The sequence below is a fragment of the Vibrio rotiferianus CAIM 577 = LMG 21460 genome (genome assembly GCF_002741985.1).
Lineage (GTDB): Bacteria > Pseudomonadota > Gammaproteobacteria > Enterobacterales > Vibrionaceae > Vibrio > Vibrio rotiferianus.
Genome location: NZ_APHW01000104.1, coordinates 128,996 through 146,764, shown reverse-complemented (window position 1 = coordinate 146,764; position 17,769 = coordinate 128,996). Strand labels below are relative to the sequence as shown.

15 protein-coding genes are annotated in these 17,769 nt (G+C 43.7%); 6 read left to right on the top strand and 9 right to left on the bottom strand.

What is annotated here, in order from left to right; translation table 11 throughout:
- The first annotated feature begins 682 nt into the window (after positions 1–682).
- Both csx16 and B853_RS20345 read left to right on the top strand, forming a co-directional pair.
- Positions 683–985 (top strand): CRISPR-associated protein Csx16, encoded by a 303-nt coding sequence (csx16, locus tag B853_RS20350; protein ID WP_038886005.1) that lies wholly within the window; start codon positions 683–685, stop codon positions 983–985.
- A gap of 164 nt (positions 986–1,149) precedes the next feature.
- Complete coding sequence (locus B853_RS20345) at positions 1,150–3,402, top strand: hypothetical protein (protein WP_038886004.1); 2,253 nt, start codon at positions 1,150–1,152, stop codon at positions 3,400–3,402.
- A gap of 268 nt (positions 3,403–3,670) precedes the next feature.
- On the opposite strand, the gene B853_RS20340 is transcribed toward B853_RS20345, so the two are convergent.
- The 9 genes from B853_RS20340 to narQ form a co-directional block, all read right to left on the bottom strand.
- The gene (locus tag B853_RS20340; RefSeq protein WP_038886002.1) at positions 3,671–4,015 is read right to left on the bottom strand and encodes a hypothetical protein; all 345 of its coding nucleotides are present in this window, start codon (positions 4,013–4,015) and stop codon (positions 3,671–3,673) included.
- 128 nt (positions 4,016–4,143) lie between these two features.
- Positions 4,144–4,779 carry a class I SAM-dependent methyltransferase gene (locus tag B853_RS20335; protein WP_038886001.1) on the bottom strand — a complete coding sequence of 212 codons (636 nt, stop codon included), beginning with the start codon at positions 4,777–4,779 and terminating at the stop codon, positions 4,144–4,146.
- A gap of 87 nt (positions 4,780–4,866) precedes the next feature.
- Positions 4,867–5,520 carry an HAD family hydrolase gene (locus B853_RS20330; protein ID WP_038885999.1) on the bottom strand — a complete coding sequence of 218 codons (654 nt, stop codon included), beginning with the start codon at positions 5,518–5,520 and terminating at the stop codon, positions 4,867–4,869.
- A gap of 950 nt (positions 5,521–6,470) precedes the next feature.
- Positions 6,471–7,514 (bottom strand): GMP reductase, encoded by a 1,044-nt coding sequence (locus B853_RS20325; RefSeq protein ID WP_038885997.1) that lies wholly within the window; start codon positions 7,512–7,514, stop codon positions 6,471–6,473.
- Between the two features lie 443 nt (positions 7,515–7,957).
- Positions 7,958–9,493 (bottom strand): bifunctional ADP-dependent NAD(P)H-hydrate dehydratase/NAD(P)H-hydrate epimerase, encoded by a 1,536-nt coding sequence (locus B853_RS20320; protein WP_038886007.1) that lies wholly within the window; start codon positions 9,491–9,493, stop codon positions 7,958–7,960.
- Between the two features lie 77 nt (positions 9,494–9,570).
- Positions 9,571–10,008, bottom strand: coding sequence for a PAS domain-containing protein (locus B853_RS20315; RefSeq protein ID WP_010451326.1), 438 nt, complete (start codon positions 10,006–10,008; stop codon positions 9,571–9,573).
- Entirely contained in the window at positions 10,008–11,012 is a 1,005-nt protein-coding gene (locus B853_RS20310; protein ID WP_010451325.1) for a response regulator, read from the bottom strand. The genes B853_RS20315 and B853_RS20310 overlap by 1 nt, the downstream gene beginning before the upstream one ends.
- 298 nt (positions 11,013–11,310) lie before the next feature.
- Complete coding sequence (locus B853_RS20305) at positions 11,311–11,943, bottom strand: response regulator (RefSeq protein ID WP_010451324.1); 633 nt, start codon at positions 11,941–11,943, stop codon at positions 11,311–11,313.
- Position 11,944: 1 nt separating this feature from the next.
- Entirely contained in the window at positions 11,945–13,666 is a 1,722-nt protein-coding gene (narQ, locus tag B853_RS20300) for a nitrate/nitrite two-component system sensor histidine kinase NarQ (RefSeq protein ID WP_038885996.1), read from the bottom strand.
- Between the two features lie 246 nt (positions 13,667–13,912).
- Between narQ and napF the strand changes: the two genes are divergently transcribed.
- The 4 genes from napF to B853_RS20280 all read left to right on the top strand — a co-directional run bounded on the left by napF (position 13,913) and on the right by B853_RS20280 (position 17,762).
- Positions 13,913–14,398 (top strand): ferredoxin-type protein NapF, encoded by a 486-nt coding sequence (napF, locus tag B853_RS20295; protein ID WP_010451321.1) that lies wholly within the window; start codon positions 13,913–13,915, stop codon positions 14,396–14,398.
- A 41-nt stretch (positions 14,399–14,439) separates the two neighbouring features.
- A complete protein-coding gene (locus tag B853_RS20290) occupies positions 14,440–14,748 on the top strand; it encodes a chaperone NapD (protein WP_010451320.1) in 309 nt (102 codons plus the stop codon).
- Positions 14,745–17,234 (top strand): periplasmic nitrate reductase subunit alpha, encoded by a 2,490-nt coding sequence (gene napA / locus B853_RS20285; RefSeq protein WP_038885995.1) that lies wholly within the window; start codon positions 14,745–14,747, stop codon positions 17,232–17,234. The genes B853_RS20290 and napA overlap by 4 nt, the downstream gene beginning before the upstream one ends.
- Positions 17,235–17,306: 72 nt before the next feature.
- Positions 17,307–17,762 (top strand): nitrate reductase cytochrome c-type subunit, encoded by a 456-nt coding sequence (locus B853_RS20280; RefSeq protein WP_038885992.1) that lies wholly within the window; start codon positions 17,307–17,309, stop codon positions 17,760–17,762.
- Positions 17,763–17,769: the final 7 nt, after the last annotated feature.

Below are 17,769 nucleotides of genomic sequence, written 5' to 3'. Positions count from 1 at the left end.
TGTAGAATAGCCCCTATAGAGGGTACAGTTTATGAAGTGCCCGGTTATAACGGGATTAAGACGTAAGCAACTACAGCGATAGCAACAAGAGATAGGTTTATGAAGTGCCCGGTTATAACGGGATTAAGACTGTGCGTCAATGCCTTCTGGCAATGAAGCTTTTGTTTATGAAGTGCCCGGTTATAACGGGATTAAGACAATAATACCATCTAAATCGCCTTTTAGTGCAGTGAAGTTTATGAAGTGCCCGGTTATAACAGGATTAAGACGAAATTGACATCTCGTTCTTAAACGTTGGTGTTCGTTTATGAAGTGCCCGGTTATAACGGGATTAAGACCATTTTCACAATATTTATAAATTGTGTTTTCTGCTTTATGACGTGCCCGGTTATAACGGGATTAAGACTGAAGAGAGATAGAGACAGTTTGACCAAACTGTGTTTATGACGTGCCCGGTTATAACGAGATTAAGACACTGTACTTCTGTGAAGTTGAACGTTACAAAGTGTTTATGACGTGCCCGGTTATAACGGGATTAAGACAAAAGTTTATGCATCAAGAAATTCCTTGAGATGGGTGGTTTATGACGTGCCTTGGTATATGGTTTGCAGGCCATAAAATAGGGTCAAACTAATATTCCGTTGCCGCGAGGCTCTCTTTTGTAAACTCTAGGAGTAACGCCGTGCGTTGGTTTATCACTCGACATCCAGGAGCAAAAGCATGGGCTTTGAATCAGTCCCTCAATATTGACCGATTCGAATCGCACCTAGTTATTGATGATATAAAGCCCTGTGATATCGTGATTGGCACCCTTCCTATCCATTTAGCTGAACAAGTGTGTTGTGTCGGAGCACGCTATATTCACTTATCTCTAACCCTGCCTGAACACCTTCGTGGTCGTGAGTTGACTGCTCATCAAATGAACCAATGCGATGCAAAACTGACAGAATATTCCATCACCAAAATTGCTCCAAAAGAACGCTAGTCGTCTTAAAATCAATTAGTCTTGCCACTTCAATAACTTAAACAAATTTGTTTTAAGCAAGCATTGCTGCACCCTCCCTTAAAGTAACCTTCATTAGAACCGGCATCGACGATTAACGGTGACTCAAGTTCTAACAACTCAATCAAGAAGGATAAGGTGACTTTATGGAAACGTTGGTTAGAACCTCTCTCATCACTGTAACAATTGCTTCTATTGTTGCATGCGGCGGAGGCTCTGAAGGTGGCAGTACGACCTCACCTCAAGTAGATTCAACTCGACAGATTACCGCGATTGATGGCCTGCTTTACAATGCAGCCATATTCAATGACAAAAACAACAATTTGACGTGGGATAAAGGAGAACCGTTGCTTGGTTTGACTGACCAGCAAGGCACCGCGTTAGTACAAGCTAAAGATACCGACCGCATAGGGGTTGTTACTTTAGTACCGGGCTCTACCACTAGCTTGAATATGGCTCTGCAAGATGCCAAATACAGTGGCGTTACCACTGTTGATATGGATTTTCCCAATCAACCAATGGCAAAAGAACTGACACTAGTCGCACCTACAGGGATAGATATCATTTCGCCCTATACTCATTTGCTTTCCGGGATCATCCAGCGCGAAGATAGCGATATTGAAAGCGCAGAGAGCACCCTAAAAGAGCAGCTCGAAGCCCAAGGTTTGACGTTTGACGTAATGGCAAACTACATTAATGAGTTACACAGTGAGCAACACAAACTGGCGCAGCTAATTGCCGATGCAATGGCACGCACACCGGAAACGGTCGTGAAAGATTGGCGAAACTTCATAGAGGAAGGCGCTCTCATAGTGAAACAGATGGAGCAATCACAACTGAGCAACCCAAACACACGTCCTACGATTGATGGTGACCTTTCTACTCCTGTGATTGGTAACTCTCAACTCGTGTACAACAAAAATGCTTGGGATTCACTCTATACACAGTGGCAACAAATTGGTGATATTTCGACAGGCGATTCGGGCGTCTTTTTTACTGTTGATCTAAATGCAATAACTATCGATGGTGAATCGGCTCCTTTGTATGTTGATCCTGATCAAATAGGGCAAACCGTTGTTTACTCTTTGATGGACGGTTGGGCCCAAGGTCTAAAACAAGAACTAAGCTTCACCAACCGATTGAAAGTACGTATTGAAGAGGATGGCTCAACACTTATCGTGTATTCTGATGAAGTATTCAAAGCTGAGTTCAATGATTTCTTCCTTATTGCCACAGATGTCGACGCCCAAGGAAATAAAGTTGGATCTACATTCTCGCTGTTTTCTATCCGTACTTCTTCATCCAATTCTGCGCCTAAAGTCAGTGAAAATGCACGCTCTGAGATCCAACAGCAAATTGACAGCTATTGGACTTTAGAAAAAGGCCAAGAATTTCAACAAGAGATCGATGTAAGCCAGTGGTTTTCTGATGCTGAAAATGACCCATTAACCTACTCGGTCTCTGGCAGTTTGATTGATTTGGGGCTAAAAGCACACACAGAAAACGGACGCCTCGTTATATCAGGCATACCTGTTCGTTCATTTTCTGAAGATGGCATTCAACATAATCTCGTCATCACGGCTTCAGACGGCCACAATTTCACAACAGCACAAGTTGATGTTTTGTTACCAAAAGTGAGAAATGGTCTCCTGCTAGAATCAAACCCGTTGGTTGGAGAGCGATGGTACTATATTGAAGAGACAGAAGACGATGGTATTGTTAAGAACTATTGTTCATATATTGAGTTTGCAAACGGGAAAGTGATTCAAACACTTGCAGATGTATACGACTATCACGGTTGTAATCAAGCAGAGTCACAAACGATAGGTTGGACCTCTTATGAAGAGGTAAACCTGACAACGCTAAATGAATCAGTAATGTTCAGAACAAAACAATATACTGTTCGATACAGCCAAGAAACACCGAATGGAACCGCTTACGCAGTGACTATTGACCACTATCTAGGTCAAGACAACCACGACGTACGCATGTTTTATCGTGATAAGTCTGAAGTTGAGCGTCGTTTAAATATTGACTCAAATAATCAAGCCTTAGCTTATTCTGTCCCTACCGGTGACAATATGGTCCAAACCAACATCAATACTGAAGTGGGCGATAACTATGTTCAGCTAGCTTTTGACGATAAGGTCACATGTGAACAACTTGAGCCTATATTTGATTTAAAACGAATCACCGGGCTTGACTCTTATCAGTTTGGAGGAACCACTCGTTGTATTAATGAGCTAGACGGTGTTTCTACAAACCCAAAATATGTTCTCAGCTTCAATAACGACAGTCGCTTCGTTACTGGCCAACCCTACTTCATTCATTTGGAGTATCGAGATAAAAAGAACGGTCAATATGGCGAGTCTATTCGATTCAATTTTATGAAAGATTAAGGACAACACTTTAACCACATTCATACAACACTATGCCGCCCGCACTAATGGGCGGTATTGCTAAGGAAAGTCACGGTCAAATGATGGCAGCGGAGTTAAAATGCCCAACACCACAACACTCCAAACTATGATAGACATGTATTAATTCAGTCCAAACATTCGGTACAGATACCTTCTCGATTCTATAGATTCGATTATTGTCGTGCCTATAGTTAACGCTTAGCAAAACTAAACTAAGCTAAAGCCTCTCCAATCTAGATTAACTGTTTCATGCTATATTCGACTGTACCTTCTTGATTTTTAGCCAAAACGCCTCTTGGCACTTATTCGTAAAGCTCTTTTTCTTCGGTTTAATATTTATCGTGCTAGGCTGATCTATCATCTCATATGAAATCCAGCACTCCTCACAAACGACCTCCGAGAAGTGAGCTGATGATTCGAGTTCAGTTAACTTTCTTATCGTAACACCGTTGATAAACTTTGCGATTAACTCACTACTTTCGGTAACAATACCGTCTTCTTCCAAGGTTTGGGCTCTATTTGTCTCCTCTGCGGACGTCAAACAGTCGGAGCCTTCATTCATCGCCAATATATAGGTGAACAAGTTGTTCATTATCGCTCCCAGATTTATATCATGCACACATAACGCTTTACTAAACAGCCAAAGTGGTGCCAATTTATACTATTACGCTGATTCAGCGTCGTGTCCATCACCTACCTCTGAGCACCATGCGATTCCTGCTAACACTTCTGAACGAAAATATATCTGACTTCATATGCTTTTTGTCCGTGCTTAGCATGACTGGCACTGTCGATGACTTGACCACCTTCAAGTTTCGTAAACTGCCGGAAACTATTCGTTAGATCCGGTTCTGTGAAAAAATGTATGTACTTTCCAGCTTTCACCTCAAAAGTAGCTGCTTCTACTTCTGTCCCACACCCAAAGTAATCATCATTTTCCGACAGCGCGGTAAAAAACATATAGCCATTCGGTCTTACAAAGCGACTGCATTTATCGATGAAGCTGCTGCGTTCTTTCTCTAGAAACAAATGGAGTACATCAAAGAAAAAAATGGCGTCATATTTTTCTTCTGGTAGCTCTACATCAAAAATCGAACCATGAAATAAATTTATTCGTGGGTCATAATTACGGGCTAAGTTACAAGCCGTTGATGATATCTCTACGCCAGTTACATCGAACCCATTAGAAGTAAACAGCTTACTATTTCTACCATACCCCACACCGGGAATTAAGATGCTATGCACTTGGTTTTCTTTGAAATGAGATAGAGCTATATCTGCAGTAATACTTGGTTTATTTCCCCAAATACAGGCACTTTCTTTAAACTGTTCATCCCAGTATGCTTCTTGATTCAAACTTCCCTCCTTGTACCGAAACAAACTCACGCATCAATATTTGGATATTGAGAATAAAATGCCGAGCGTTGTGAATCACTCTCAAGCTTATTGTTGTACTAACATTTCATCGTAGGCTTCAATTACTTTAGAAGCTGCACTCATGTCATTTTTGCTATTAAACTCATGCTTAATCGCGACAACTTCACAACCGATTGATTTACCAGCCAAAATCCCAGCAGTCGAGTCTTCAAAAATCAACGTACTCTCTGGAGAGGCATTTAGCTGTGACAAAGCTAAATTATAAGCTTCAGGATCGGGTTTATGCTTGGTCACATGCTCTTGAGTAATGACAATTTCGAAAGCTTCTGTAAGATTTAACGTCTCGAGGATGTTGTCCACCATCCATGTTGCCGCTGAGCTAACAACACCACATGTTTTCCCTGTCTTGTTTAATTGTTCAATATACTCTTTTGCGCCTGTATTTAACTCCAAGTTATCTGATAAAAGACGCTCGTAGTGAGTGCGAAAATGGGAATTAAACTCTTCTAACATTGGATTAATCGATGCCGCTTCAAAGAAATGTCCGGTCACTACAGACCAGCTTTCGCCCATCACGTCCTTATAAATATTGAAATCAACCTCGGAACCATAATCCGCACAAGCTAGAGCCAGCGCCTTTCCTTTCAGCGGCTCTGAATTCACTAACGTCCCATCCATATCAAATAGATACACTTGATAATCTTTCAAAATATTCTCCATGCCAAAATCAGAACTTTAAATAGTTTGTTTAAACCAAAGACTCAACCCTATCTGGCGACTAAAAACGAGTGAGCCGCTGACAAGTTTCAACCAGCAAACTATCACCTCCGCAAAGGTCGCCATAAGAATGCGAATAATCAAGTTCAATCACATTTAAAGAACCGCATATATAACAATGTCCAGCACTAGACACAAAATCGAGTATTGGGCGGGAATTTACACTTGTACATCCTTTCCAGGTTTAAGTTAGATTAACGCCTTACAACTTTTTAAAATGTAAGCAACAGGATTGCGTAGCTCGTGTAAAATCCTGAAACACCAAGCCTAGTAGAGTCATGGTGCCACATAATTTAGACAAAAAACGTATAGCATTAACAACTATTAAATCAGACATGGCATTGGAAAATTAGATTGCAACTCTATACATAATTAAAAAGGGTACCTTCACTCATTGGAAAAATGATTTAAAAAAACAAGAACAAAATGGAGCTCACTTTCTACTATTCAACAAATTTGGGGGGGGCGAGGAAAATATAAATACAGCGACAAGCCAGCTCCTTTACAACGCACCACCCCGTAAGTATGAGAGCCTCGAATATGGTTCTGGTGCAGGTATGTTTCTACACAGAAAACTCTAATTTTGGTGCAACTTGGTGGTTTGAATTTTAAGTTCAGACTTACTCGGAGCTTGAAAGAGTTTACTTCTCACTGTACATATTTATGCACACTAAATTGAAACTGAAAGTCATTAACAGAAGTGTGTCGATTGCGCTTTATGCATGTAGAAGCCATACAGGCTAGGAATATAAACAGAAGGTAGCTTTGAGAAGGGGCAGCAGAGAAGATAAAAATCGCCTCTTCATGAAAAGTCATAAACTCGCAGGAGTTTAAGCCATGAAGAGGCAATATCATTTTATAATTGTATCAACAGCTTTCGATATTCAGCCGACTTACTCTTTACCGAATACGTTATTCTCTTGCTCTTGTACGCGGATGAATGTAGTACGCTTGGTTAGCTCTTTAAGCTTTGCTGCGCCTACGTATGTACATGTTGAGCGAACACCGCCAAGGATGTCTTGGATAGTGCCGTGAACACTGCCGCGGTAAGGTAGAAGTACGGTTTTACCTTCAGCTGCGCGGTAGCCAGCAACACCACCAGAGTGCTTGTCCATCGCGCTCTTAGAAGACATGCCGTAGAACTTCATGAACTTCTCACCGTCGTTCTCAATCACTTCGCCGCCTGACTCTTCATGACCAGCCAGCATGCCGCCAAGCATTACGAAATCAGCGCCGCCGCCGAATGCCTTCGCTACATCACCTGCACATGAACAGCCACCGTCGCCAACGATCATACCGCCAAGACCATGTGCTGCATCGCCACACTCGATGATTGCAGAAAGTTGCGGGTAACCAACACCAGTTTTAACACGTGTGGTACATACAGAACCAGGGCCAATACCAACCTTAACGATGTCTGCTCCGGCTAGGATCAGCTCTTCACACATATCACCAGTTACGACGTTGCCAGCAGAGATGACTTTGTCTGGGAACTCTGCACGAACGCGCTCTACATAGTCAACCAGATGTTCTGAGTAACCATTCGCGATATCGATACAGATGAAAATGAATTCATCTGACAGAGCCATAATGTCTTTGGTTTTTTGGAAGTCTGCGTCCGATGTACCCGTAGACACCATTACATTGTTTAGCGTTGTTTTGTCTGCTGATTTTGCAAACGCTGCCCAGTCTTCCACTGTGTAGTGCTTGTGAACAGCGGTCATTACACCATGCTCTGCTAGTGCCTTCGCCATTGCAAAACTACCAACCGAATCCATGTTAGCTGCGATTACAGGCACACCTGACCATTGACGGCCACTATGCTTGAATGTAAAATCGCGGGTTAAATTTACTTGAGAACGGCTTTTCAGGGTAGAACGTTTCGGGCGAAACAGTACATCTTTAAAACCTAACTTAAGTTCTTGTTCGATACGCATTGTGTAATTCCTTGATTCATATGTATATGTGTCACCTCAGAGTGCGTAGTGAAGTCGTTGGCAGACGAGTTCACTGTTCTTCGGACACAAAAAAACCGGAGCGTTGGCAGACGCTCCGGTTTTCAGCATTATAGGCCGTGATTTATTTCCTACAAGTCTGATATTTGAATTTTTTTTGTGATACCATCTTGGAAATCGCATATCAAAAACACCCTCCAGAACCTCCAAATCACAACTTAATCAGCAATATCAAGTAGTTAAAATCAATCTTTAGGTAATCCTTTGCGCAAACCTTTGCGTAAAATTCATGACAGACTACCGTACAACCCCGCATAAACGATTAAAATTACGCCAAACGAGTTCTTCACGTTCTATTAATCCATAATATTTTCTTCGAAATTTTCACGCTTAACGTCACTTTTTTGAGCTTTTAAGAAGACTTTTTACAAACGCTGAGAATTAATTGCATGCCGAAGCGACTCAATGACATCAGTTGCCAATAGTCCGACTTCACCATTTTGTTCAACGTTTAAGTCTGCAGCATTACTATGGAGAATAACACCTAGACGTGCTGCAATTGCGATAGGTAAACCTTTAGCCAATAGCGCTGCTATCACACCTGAAAGAACATCCCCCATCCCTCCACTAGCCATTCCGGGATTTCCGGCCAAACAAACATACATACGTGCACCATCATATATCAGTGAACCAGCCCCTTTGAGGACAATGACGCCACCATAGTGTTCTTGGAGTTGTTTCACCGCCGCGAAGCGATTTTGTTCTATCTCTTTGGTTGAAACATCGAGTAAACGTGCAGCTTCACCTGGGTGTGGTGTCATAACGCGCTGCTCGTCTCGTACAAATGTCACATCACCATTTTTATTCAGCATCGCGAGAAGGTTCAAACCATCAGCATCAACCACCTTGGGTTTATGTTGCTGAGATAGCATTACATAAGCCAGATACGCCCATTCATCCACGCCAAAACCTGGGCCAAAGGCTAAAACATCAGCCCACTCCGCTCGTTTAACTAGTTCGTTATCGGTATCTTTGAGCTGCTCTAGAGTAATACTCTGGCTCATGACTTCTGGTGAGGCGACCTGTAAAGGTATTAAAGAATTCGGATGGGTTATGGCGGCCGTTAAGCCTGCTCCTGTACGAGTTGCCGCTGATGCACATAATCGGATGGCTCCAGACATTCCTTGGTTACCACCCACGCACAGTAACTTACCGTTGTCACCTTTATGGGCCGTTGGATTCGCTTCTGGCCACAACCGACTAATTATTTTCTGATCAATGCCTAGAGCGCTTTCATCAGTGATAGACTGGAACTCTCGCTCAACACCCAATCCAGCAAAATGAAGCTCCCCGACGTTCGAGCGCGCTTGCCCAGTACAGAGTCCTTGTTTAACACCGATAAATGTAACGGTATGGTCGGCTTTAACGGCATGGCCTAATACATTACCTGTATTGGCGCAAAGACCTGATGGAATATCAATAGAAATGACGGGGCATCGTATGCGGTTGATCTGGTCAATGTACTCACTGAGCGGCTTCTTAACGTCCCCACTTAGACCAGTGCCTAGTAAGGCATCAATAATGACATCCGCTTCAAACAGGGCTTCCTCCCAATCATTCCAGTCTGAATGCCTGCCATCATTAAGAACCCATTCTTGGAAAGCGAGTTGAGCGTCCCCCTTGAGTGCTTCTTCTTTTCCGGCTTGAAAGACTGAAACATCAAGTTGTGCTTGTTGTGCGAGCGTCGCAAAGACATACCCATCACCACCGTTATTGCCTTTTCCGCACAAAACAACGACCTTCTTCGCTCTAGGGTAAAGAGTTTGAAAGCGTTCGTATACCGCCATCCCCGCACGTTGCATCAAGCTATACATAGAGATGCCCGCCAAGCGAGCAGCCTCCACCTCTCCGCTTTTCACTTGCTCTGCGGTGTAGAGTTTCAACGCTAAACTAAAGTCCATATCATCAATCTGCATACCGTGTGCCCTATCTATAAGGGTATACAAAAAAGCCGAGGTTAACCTCGGCTTCTCTGTGTTTATTTTGGTTGAGCGAGTAACGCTTCTGCGGTCGCATCATTAATAGAAAGGAATAATGAGTTTATCTTCCCAGTTGGGGTTCGCATTGGGTTAAGCGTTACATTCTGATACATAAACTCCGCTTGTTGTGTAACAGGACGAACGTTACGACAACGGAAAAGATATGGACGCTGGCGCCAAGTAATAAAGCTTCGGCAACCTAGATCATAAACCGGCTTCGTTTTTAGCTTGAACCATTCTTGAGGGATCTCTGGGAAAATATCAAAGATCGAGCGACCAATTGCATCATGAGATTGAAGGCCACTGTGGTGAGTCATGAAGCCATTCCACACTTGAACATTGTAATCTCGGTCCAAAACCACCAATCCCATGTCGACATTTTGAACCATGTCGACCATCCAGTGGAACTGTTCAAATTCTGCAGGCAGATTCAACATCAGAAATCCTCCATCAAATACGACAGTTTGTTGTCAAGAAGCGGAAGCGACTCATCGACAAACATAAACAAAAGATCACAACGAATTGAAGTGCCATCAATATTGTAACTCACCTCGAAGGTCATGGTTCTACTGAACGCGCCCGTCGTGGATTCGATAATCGAGTCAATTGATATGTGCTGACCCAAAAGAACAGGAGAGCTCTGGAAGAAACGAACTTCCGCTTGTTCCCCTAAACCATTCAAAAATGACCCGACTAAGATATTGGAGATATCCATTAGCAGCTCTAGCTCTTCAAGCTCTTCGCTATCAGCAGGTACCTTCATGAGTTTCTTCAGATCAGAAACACTTGAATCACTTAAGATAACTAAGGCCTCTCCGGCGATCCCTTCTCCACAAAAGCCTTGGCAAACACCTGAGACATTATCATGTGAGGCCAAATCTCTTAGCGCCATATGAAGCTCGCTGAGCTCAAAAATATTAACGTTTGGCAAAGGCAGATGAACAAATACGTCGAAATGGCGAGCCAAAGCATCCGCTGCACGACCGATCGAGACGTTGGCCACCTCCATGTAGATATCGCGTCTACGCAAAATTGGCAGCTCAACAACGCTAGGCATAACAACTTGCGGAACCTGAGGCGGCTCAACCAACTCTTTTAGTGTTGCTTTTAGCTCGTCTTTACCGATGGGCTTTTGAATAAATGCTTTAGCGCCAAGCGCAAAAACGCGCTCTTTTGCTTTAGGCTGAATATCCCCCGATACAACAACAACAGGCGTGGTGTTCCCCAGCCTACGCATCTCTTCAAGTGTTTCAAAACCATCCATCTCAGGCATGGTGAGGTCAAGAAACATGAGCTTAAATTCTTTTTGCGCTAGTTCTTCTAGCGCGTTTTTACCGTGAATGGCAAAAGTGATATCTGCATTCAGTGTTGCAGGCAGTGACCTCGCCATCTGTTTGCGCGCGAGCGCTGAGTCATCACAGATGAGTACAGGAAAAGACATTCAACCACCTTCAAATATTCAACAACCTGATCAGAAGTTTATCAGATTGTTACCGCATATAGTACGAGAAAACTGACAAGTTTATTTTCATTATTATGGCTTCTAGCATACGCAAGATGAATAGTTGAGTGAACACCAATCCAAGTAAACTCTTGGAAAGAGCCCTAAAAAAGAGACGTCACGAACAAAAATGCCCACGCTTAAAGGCGCAGGCATTAGTAATCAAAGGTTTTAAGTGAGAACGAGAAGCTTTGCAGTGTGTAATTGTTTAGTTCAACGGCTCATTCCCTGAGATCTTTTATTTCACCTCACCGTATCGTTCCAGATACAAAACCGTTGCGGCTGTACGCGATGGAACCTGCAGTTTTTTCAAAAGGCTCTTCATATGCACTTTGACCGTAGACTCCGAGATAAACAGTCGGTCTGCAATCTGCTTATTGCGGAAACCCCTCGCAACTTCTTGCAGAATTTGTGTTTCACGATCCGTTAGTGAATCGAAAACATCCGTTTGATCAGAACGCTCACTTAGATAGTTAGCCACGGCTTGGCTATAGGCTTTGTCACCTTGATGTGCACTTTTTAGCAACTCAACAAGCTCATCGGGTTCCGTATCTTTTAGAAGGTAGCCATCTGCACCACTACGAACAATCGCTTCAATATCTGCTGGGCTATCAGAAACCGTCAAAATTACAATACGAGCTTCACAACCATCCGCGCGCAATGCTTTTAGTGTGTCTAAGCCCGACATACCTTTCATGTTTAGATCGAGTAGCACTAAATCCAGTTCATGTTCATGCGCTTGTGCAATCGCATCTGCACCGCTACTTGCCTCACAAACTACATCGAATTCTTGTTCGAAACTCAATAGCTGTTGGATACCACGGCGCATCAGTGGGTGATCATCCACCAGCATTACTTTACACACTGTCAATTTATACTTCCTTACTCTGCTGGAATTCTAATGTTACGGTACAGCCCATGTCGCGTTGAGCCTCAACACTCAAATCTGCGTGGAGCCTTGCTGCGCGCTCTTGCATGATACTCATACCGTAGTGATTTAACTTTTCATCTTGTCTATCAAACCCGACGCCATCATCTTCGACTCTCACGGTGACAAAACCGTCGGATTCAAGGCATTCAATGTTAATGTTCTCAGCTTGCGCATGCTTAATGGCGTTGATTGTCGCTTCTCTTATCAACTGTAGTAGATGCACTTGCTGGTGCGCATCAAGCTCAGTAGACGAAAGTTGGTTATTCAATGAAATGATCGCTGTGGTTTGCTCGTCCAGTGTTGCCACCATTTCTTGTAGGGCTTGCCCAAAGCTGCCCTCTTTGATCGAGAGACGAAACGTCGTTAAAAGCTCTCGTAATTGAGTATAAGCTGCCGATAACCCAGTATCGAGCTCCGCAATAACTTGCGCAGTTTGCGCAACAGCCACCTCATCCGGTAGTCCTTTTACGCTTCGCTTTAATAGCGAGACTTGGATCTTAAGATAAGAAAGAGCTTGAGCTAATGAATCATGCAACTCACGCGCAATGGTGGCTCGTTCTTCCATCAACAATAACTGTTCGGCTTGCCTTTGTGCGCGGTTGTAATATACCGCACGAGATAAGATCTGCACAAAGTTATCGATAAGTGACTCATTAGGACACGGTAAGCCCGCTTTCCAGTGCAAGTAACCAAGGTGCTCACCATCGAGAGTCAGTGTTTTGCTATGACACTCACTATCGCAATCATGACGACACTCTTCACCTTCCGTCAGTATCCAGTTTGGTTCGCCAATTTGGTCGATTTCAAGCTTTACAGCACGAATACCTTCCAAGCTTACAATATGTTGTAGGATTGCTTGAAAGTTCTCTTGATGAATGCGCGAAGCGGTCAGCTCCTTCGATGAGTCATAAAGCACTTGTAACGACTGGTTAGCATGTTGCAATTTGCGAGTTTTCTCATTAACAGCTTGCTCTAATCCCCGATACAACTGGCCTAGATCGTGCGCCATGTTGTTGAAGGTTCGGGTTAGGATACCCATTTCATTATCACTTGAAACGTTCAATGACACGTTAAACGAACGGTTCTGGATCTGCTCACTAGCAAATACTAATGCACGTAACGGCCTGACCACCTCAAGCCTGACAAAATGCACAACAAACATGCTAACAAACAAAATGCCTCCGAGCCCTAATCCACCAATCCACGCTAAGTTGATCAGTTTCTGCTCAGAATAATGCTGCAGCTTAAAAACGAACGCATCAATCTGCTTCACAAAGCCCGCTACCAACACCAAATATCGGTCTCTATCTTGGCTCTTCAACACCGATTTGAGTTCATGCCAGCGAAGGATCAGACGGTAGTAATCTTTTGTGATGTCGTCAGGTACTGACCAATGTTGCAGTGCCAGCATCGAATGGGAGTATATAGACTGCTCAAATAAGTCAATATGTGAAGAATAGTCTACAGATTCACTCTGAATATCGTGAGCTAATCGATAGCTTTGCATACGCATTGAACCAGACACATTGACGGCCTCTGCATCATTAAGGCTCGATGCAAGAGTGAAAATAGCAAAGCCAGTCGTCGCCACTGAGAGGAGCAAAATCAACATCATGGCAGATGCGATGGTACGTGTTACTGACTTTTTCACATTATTAAACAACTCTGAACTCCGCTGATACGACAACCGCATTTCTTACTATGTAACACGCATTATCTTTTAACTTTATCAATATGTGATCACCTGCGTTGGAATTTATTGATCCAAAACAACATTGCATCCCAATTACCTCCTAAGAGGTATTTATAGATATATGTCAAAAACTACAATTTCGTGTACTTAAATGACAGTTTATTAATGAAATTGTGGACTATGCTTAGTTTGGGTTTCTAACTTTGAGGTAACTAAGTGGTAGACCTTTCTAGACGAAGACTTTTTGCAAGAAAAACGCAACCGGATAATTCGGTACGTCTTCCTTGGCTGGCTAAACCAACTCAGTTCATCGATGACTGTACTCGCTGCGGTAAATGTATCGAGGCTTGCGAAACCAAGATTATTACCAAAAGTGACGGCGGTTTTCCTGCCGTTGATTTTTCGATTGATGAGTGCACGTTTTGTTATCAATGCGCCGATGCTTGTCCTGAGCCGCTTTTTTTAGCTGAAGAAGAGCAACCATGGCAGGCAAAAGCAACGATCAACGATAGCTGCTTAGCAACGCAAAATGTCGAATGCCGAAGCTGTGGGGATATGTGCGACCCAATGGCAATTAAGTTCCAATTGGAAATTGGCAAAGTAGCACAACCAAATATAGACCTTGATGAGTGTAACGGCTGCGGCGCCTGTGTATCAGTTTGCCCTACTTCATCCATCAATGTGAGCAATATAACAGCCTAGCCCTTATTTAGCGCTAAAGGCGATAAAAACGAGAGACATACATGTCACTAAACGAAGTGCACATATCGAGTCTGGTAATCCATGTTCTGCCTGAGCACCTGGCTGAAGTAAAGACCCAGATTGAAGCGTACGAAAACGCAGAAATTTATGGGGATAGCCCAGAAGGCAAAATTGTGGTGGTGCTAGAAACCGAAAACCAAGGTTTCATCACCGATACAATCGATGCGATTAATAATTTACCGAATGTCTTAAGCACAGTACTGGTTTATCACCAAATCGAAACTGGGCTAGAAGAAACGGACAAAGAAGACACTGGAACACAACATTCCCAAATTGAGGGTGAAGTATGAAAATGACAAGACGTGCGTTTGTGAAAGCAAACGCGGCTGCATCAGCTGCTGCTGTCGCAGGTATTACACTACCAGCTTCTGCAACCAATCTGATTGCAAGCTCTGATCAAACCAAAATCACATGGGACAAAGCGCCTTGTCGTTTCTGTGGTACAGGCTGTTCTGTTCTTGTTGGTACTCAAAACGGTAAAGTAGTAGCAACGCAGGGTGACCCAGAAGCACCAGTGAACAAGGGCCTAAACTGTATCAAAGGCTACTTCCTATCGAAAATCATGTACGGTCAAGACCGTTTGACTCAACCGCTACTGCGTATGAAAGATGGCAAATACGATAAGAACGGTGAGTTCACGCCTGTATCTTGGGATGTTGCATTTGACACTATGGCTGATAAGTGGAAAGAAGCACTTAAAAAACAAGGCCCTTCTGGTGTTGGTATGTTCGGTTCTGGTCAATGGACAGTAATGGAAGGCTACGCGGCTGCAAAAATGATGAAAGCCGGTTTCCGATCAAATAACATCGACCCTAACGCTCGTCACTGTATGGCTTCTGCTGTAGGTGCCTTCATGCGTACATTTGGTATCGATGAACCAATGGGCTGTTATGATGACTTCGAGAATGCTGACGCTTTCGTGCTTTGGGGTTCAAACATGGCAGAAATGCACCCAGTATTGTGGACTCGTATTACTGACCGTCGCCTAAGTCACCCACATGTTAAAGTTAATGTTTTATCGACTTACTACCATCGCTCATTTGAACTAGCAGACAAAGGTTACATCTTCGAACCTCAATCTGACCTAGCAATCGCCAACTTCATTGCAAACTACATCATCGAAAATGATGCCGTAAACTGGGACTTTGTAAACAAGCATACAAACTTCAAGCAAGCGACAACAGATATCGGTTACGGCCTACGTGATGATGACCCACTTCAAAAAGCTGCCGCTAACCCTAACTCTGGCAAAATGAGCTCTATTTCATTCGAAGAGTACAAAAAGTCCGTTGCACCTTACACAGTAGAGAAAGCTTCTGAGCTATCTGGTGTGGAGCAAGAGAAGTTGATCGAGCTTGCAAAACAATACGCGGATCCAAACACGAAAGTAATGTCACTTTGGACAATGGGTATGAACCAACATACTCGTGGCGTATGGATGAACAGCCTGATTTACAACATTCACTTGCTAACAGGTAAAATTGCGACTCCAGGTAACAGCCCGTTCTCACTTACTGGTCAGCCATCAGCATGTGGTACCGCTCGTGAAGTTGGTACGTTTGCCCACCGCCTACCAGCCGACATGGTTGTTGCTAACCCTAAACACCGTAAGATTGCAGAAGGTATCTGGAATATTCCTGATGGTGTTATTCCACCTAAACCTGGCTTCCACGCGGTTCTTCAAGATCGCATGTTAAAAGACGGCAAGCTAAACGCTTACTGGGTAATGTGTAACAACAACATGCAAGCCGGTCCAAACATCAATGGTGAACGTCTTCCTGGTTACCGTAACCCAGAAAACTTCATTGTATGTTCTGACCCATACCCAACAGCAACAGCGCAAGCTGCTGACCTAGTTCTACCTACAGCAATGTGGATCGAAAAAGAAGGCGCTTATGGTAACGCAGAGCGTCGTACTCAAGCTTGGTACCAACAAGTGGGTACTGTTGGCGAAGCGAAGTCTGACTTATGGCAGGTGATGGAATTCTCTAAACGCTTCAAAATGGAAGAAGTTTGGACCGAAGAGCAACTTGCTGCTGCGCCTCAATACCGTGGTAAAACCATGTACGACATGCTATTTGCTAACGGCGTTATTAACAAATACCCAATAGAAGAAGCGCGTGAGCTAAACGACGACGCACACCACTTCGGTTACTACGTACAAAAAGGTCTGTTTGAAGAGTACGCAGCGTTTGGTCGCGGCCATGGTCATGACTTAGCACCATACGATGTTTACCACCAAGTTCGTGGTCTACGCTGGCCAGTGGTTGACGGAAAAGAAACGCTTTGGCGCTTCAAAGAAGGCTCAGATCCATACGCTAAAGCTGGCAGCGGTTGGGACTTCTACGGTAAGCCAGATGGTAAAGCACTGATTATCTCTGCACCATACGAAGCGCCACCAGAAGTGCCGGACGCTGAATTCGATATGTGGCTGTGTACAGGACGTGTTCTTGAGCACTGGCACACAGGTACTATGACTCGTCGTGTACCTGAGCTTTACAAAGCGGTTCCTGATGCAGTGGTTTACATGCACCCTGCTGATGCGAAGAAACGTAACGTACGTCGCGGTGAAGAAGTTCTGATTGCAAACAAACGTGGTGAAGTACGCGTTCGTGTTGAAACTCGCGGCCGTAACCGTCCACCTGAAGGCTTGGTATTCGTACCATTCTTTGATGCTCGTATTTTGATTAACAAACTGATCCTAGACGCTACGGATCCTCTGTCTAAGCAGACGGACTTTAAGAAGTGTCCAGTGAAGATCACAAAAATTGCTTAATTAAGAGTGCGATGACTGCTGTGAAAGCAGCAGTCATACCTAAGAATTTAGCCATTAGGCGGAGAATTAATAATGAAAAAATTTCTAATTGCACTGTTATCTGTAGGTGCGCTAGTTAGTGGTGCAGCAGTAGCCGAACTCGATAACCCAGGCGGCATCGGCGGACTTGAGTCTCTACGTGGGGCAAGCGAGCTAGAATCTACTCGCCCAGCGGATGACTTTAAAAAATACCCAAAAGAGCAGGTTCTTGATAGCAGCTTTGTTTATCAGCCACCTTTGATTCCTCATAACATTCGTAACTATGAGGTGTCTCTCAACGCGAACAAATGTCTAGCTTGCCATAGCTGGAAGAATGCTAAAGAGATGGGTGCAACGAAAATTAGCGTAACACACTATGTGAACCGTGAAGATGCTGTACTGGCAGATATGTCTCCTCGTCGCTACTTCTGTCTGCAATGTCATGTTCCTCAAGCAAACGCGAAGCCGCTTGTTGAAAACAAATTCAAGAGCGTTGATGCACTGAAATAAGTGCGGC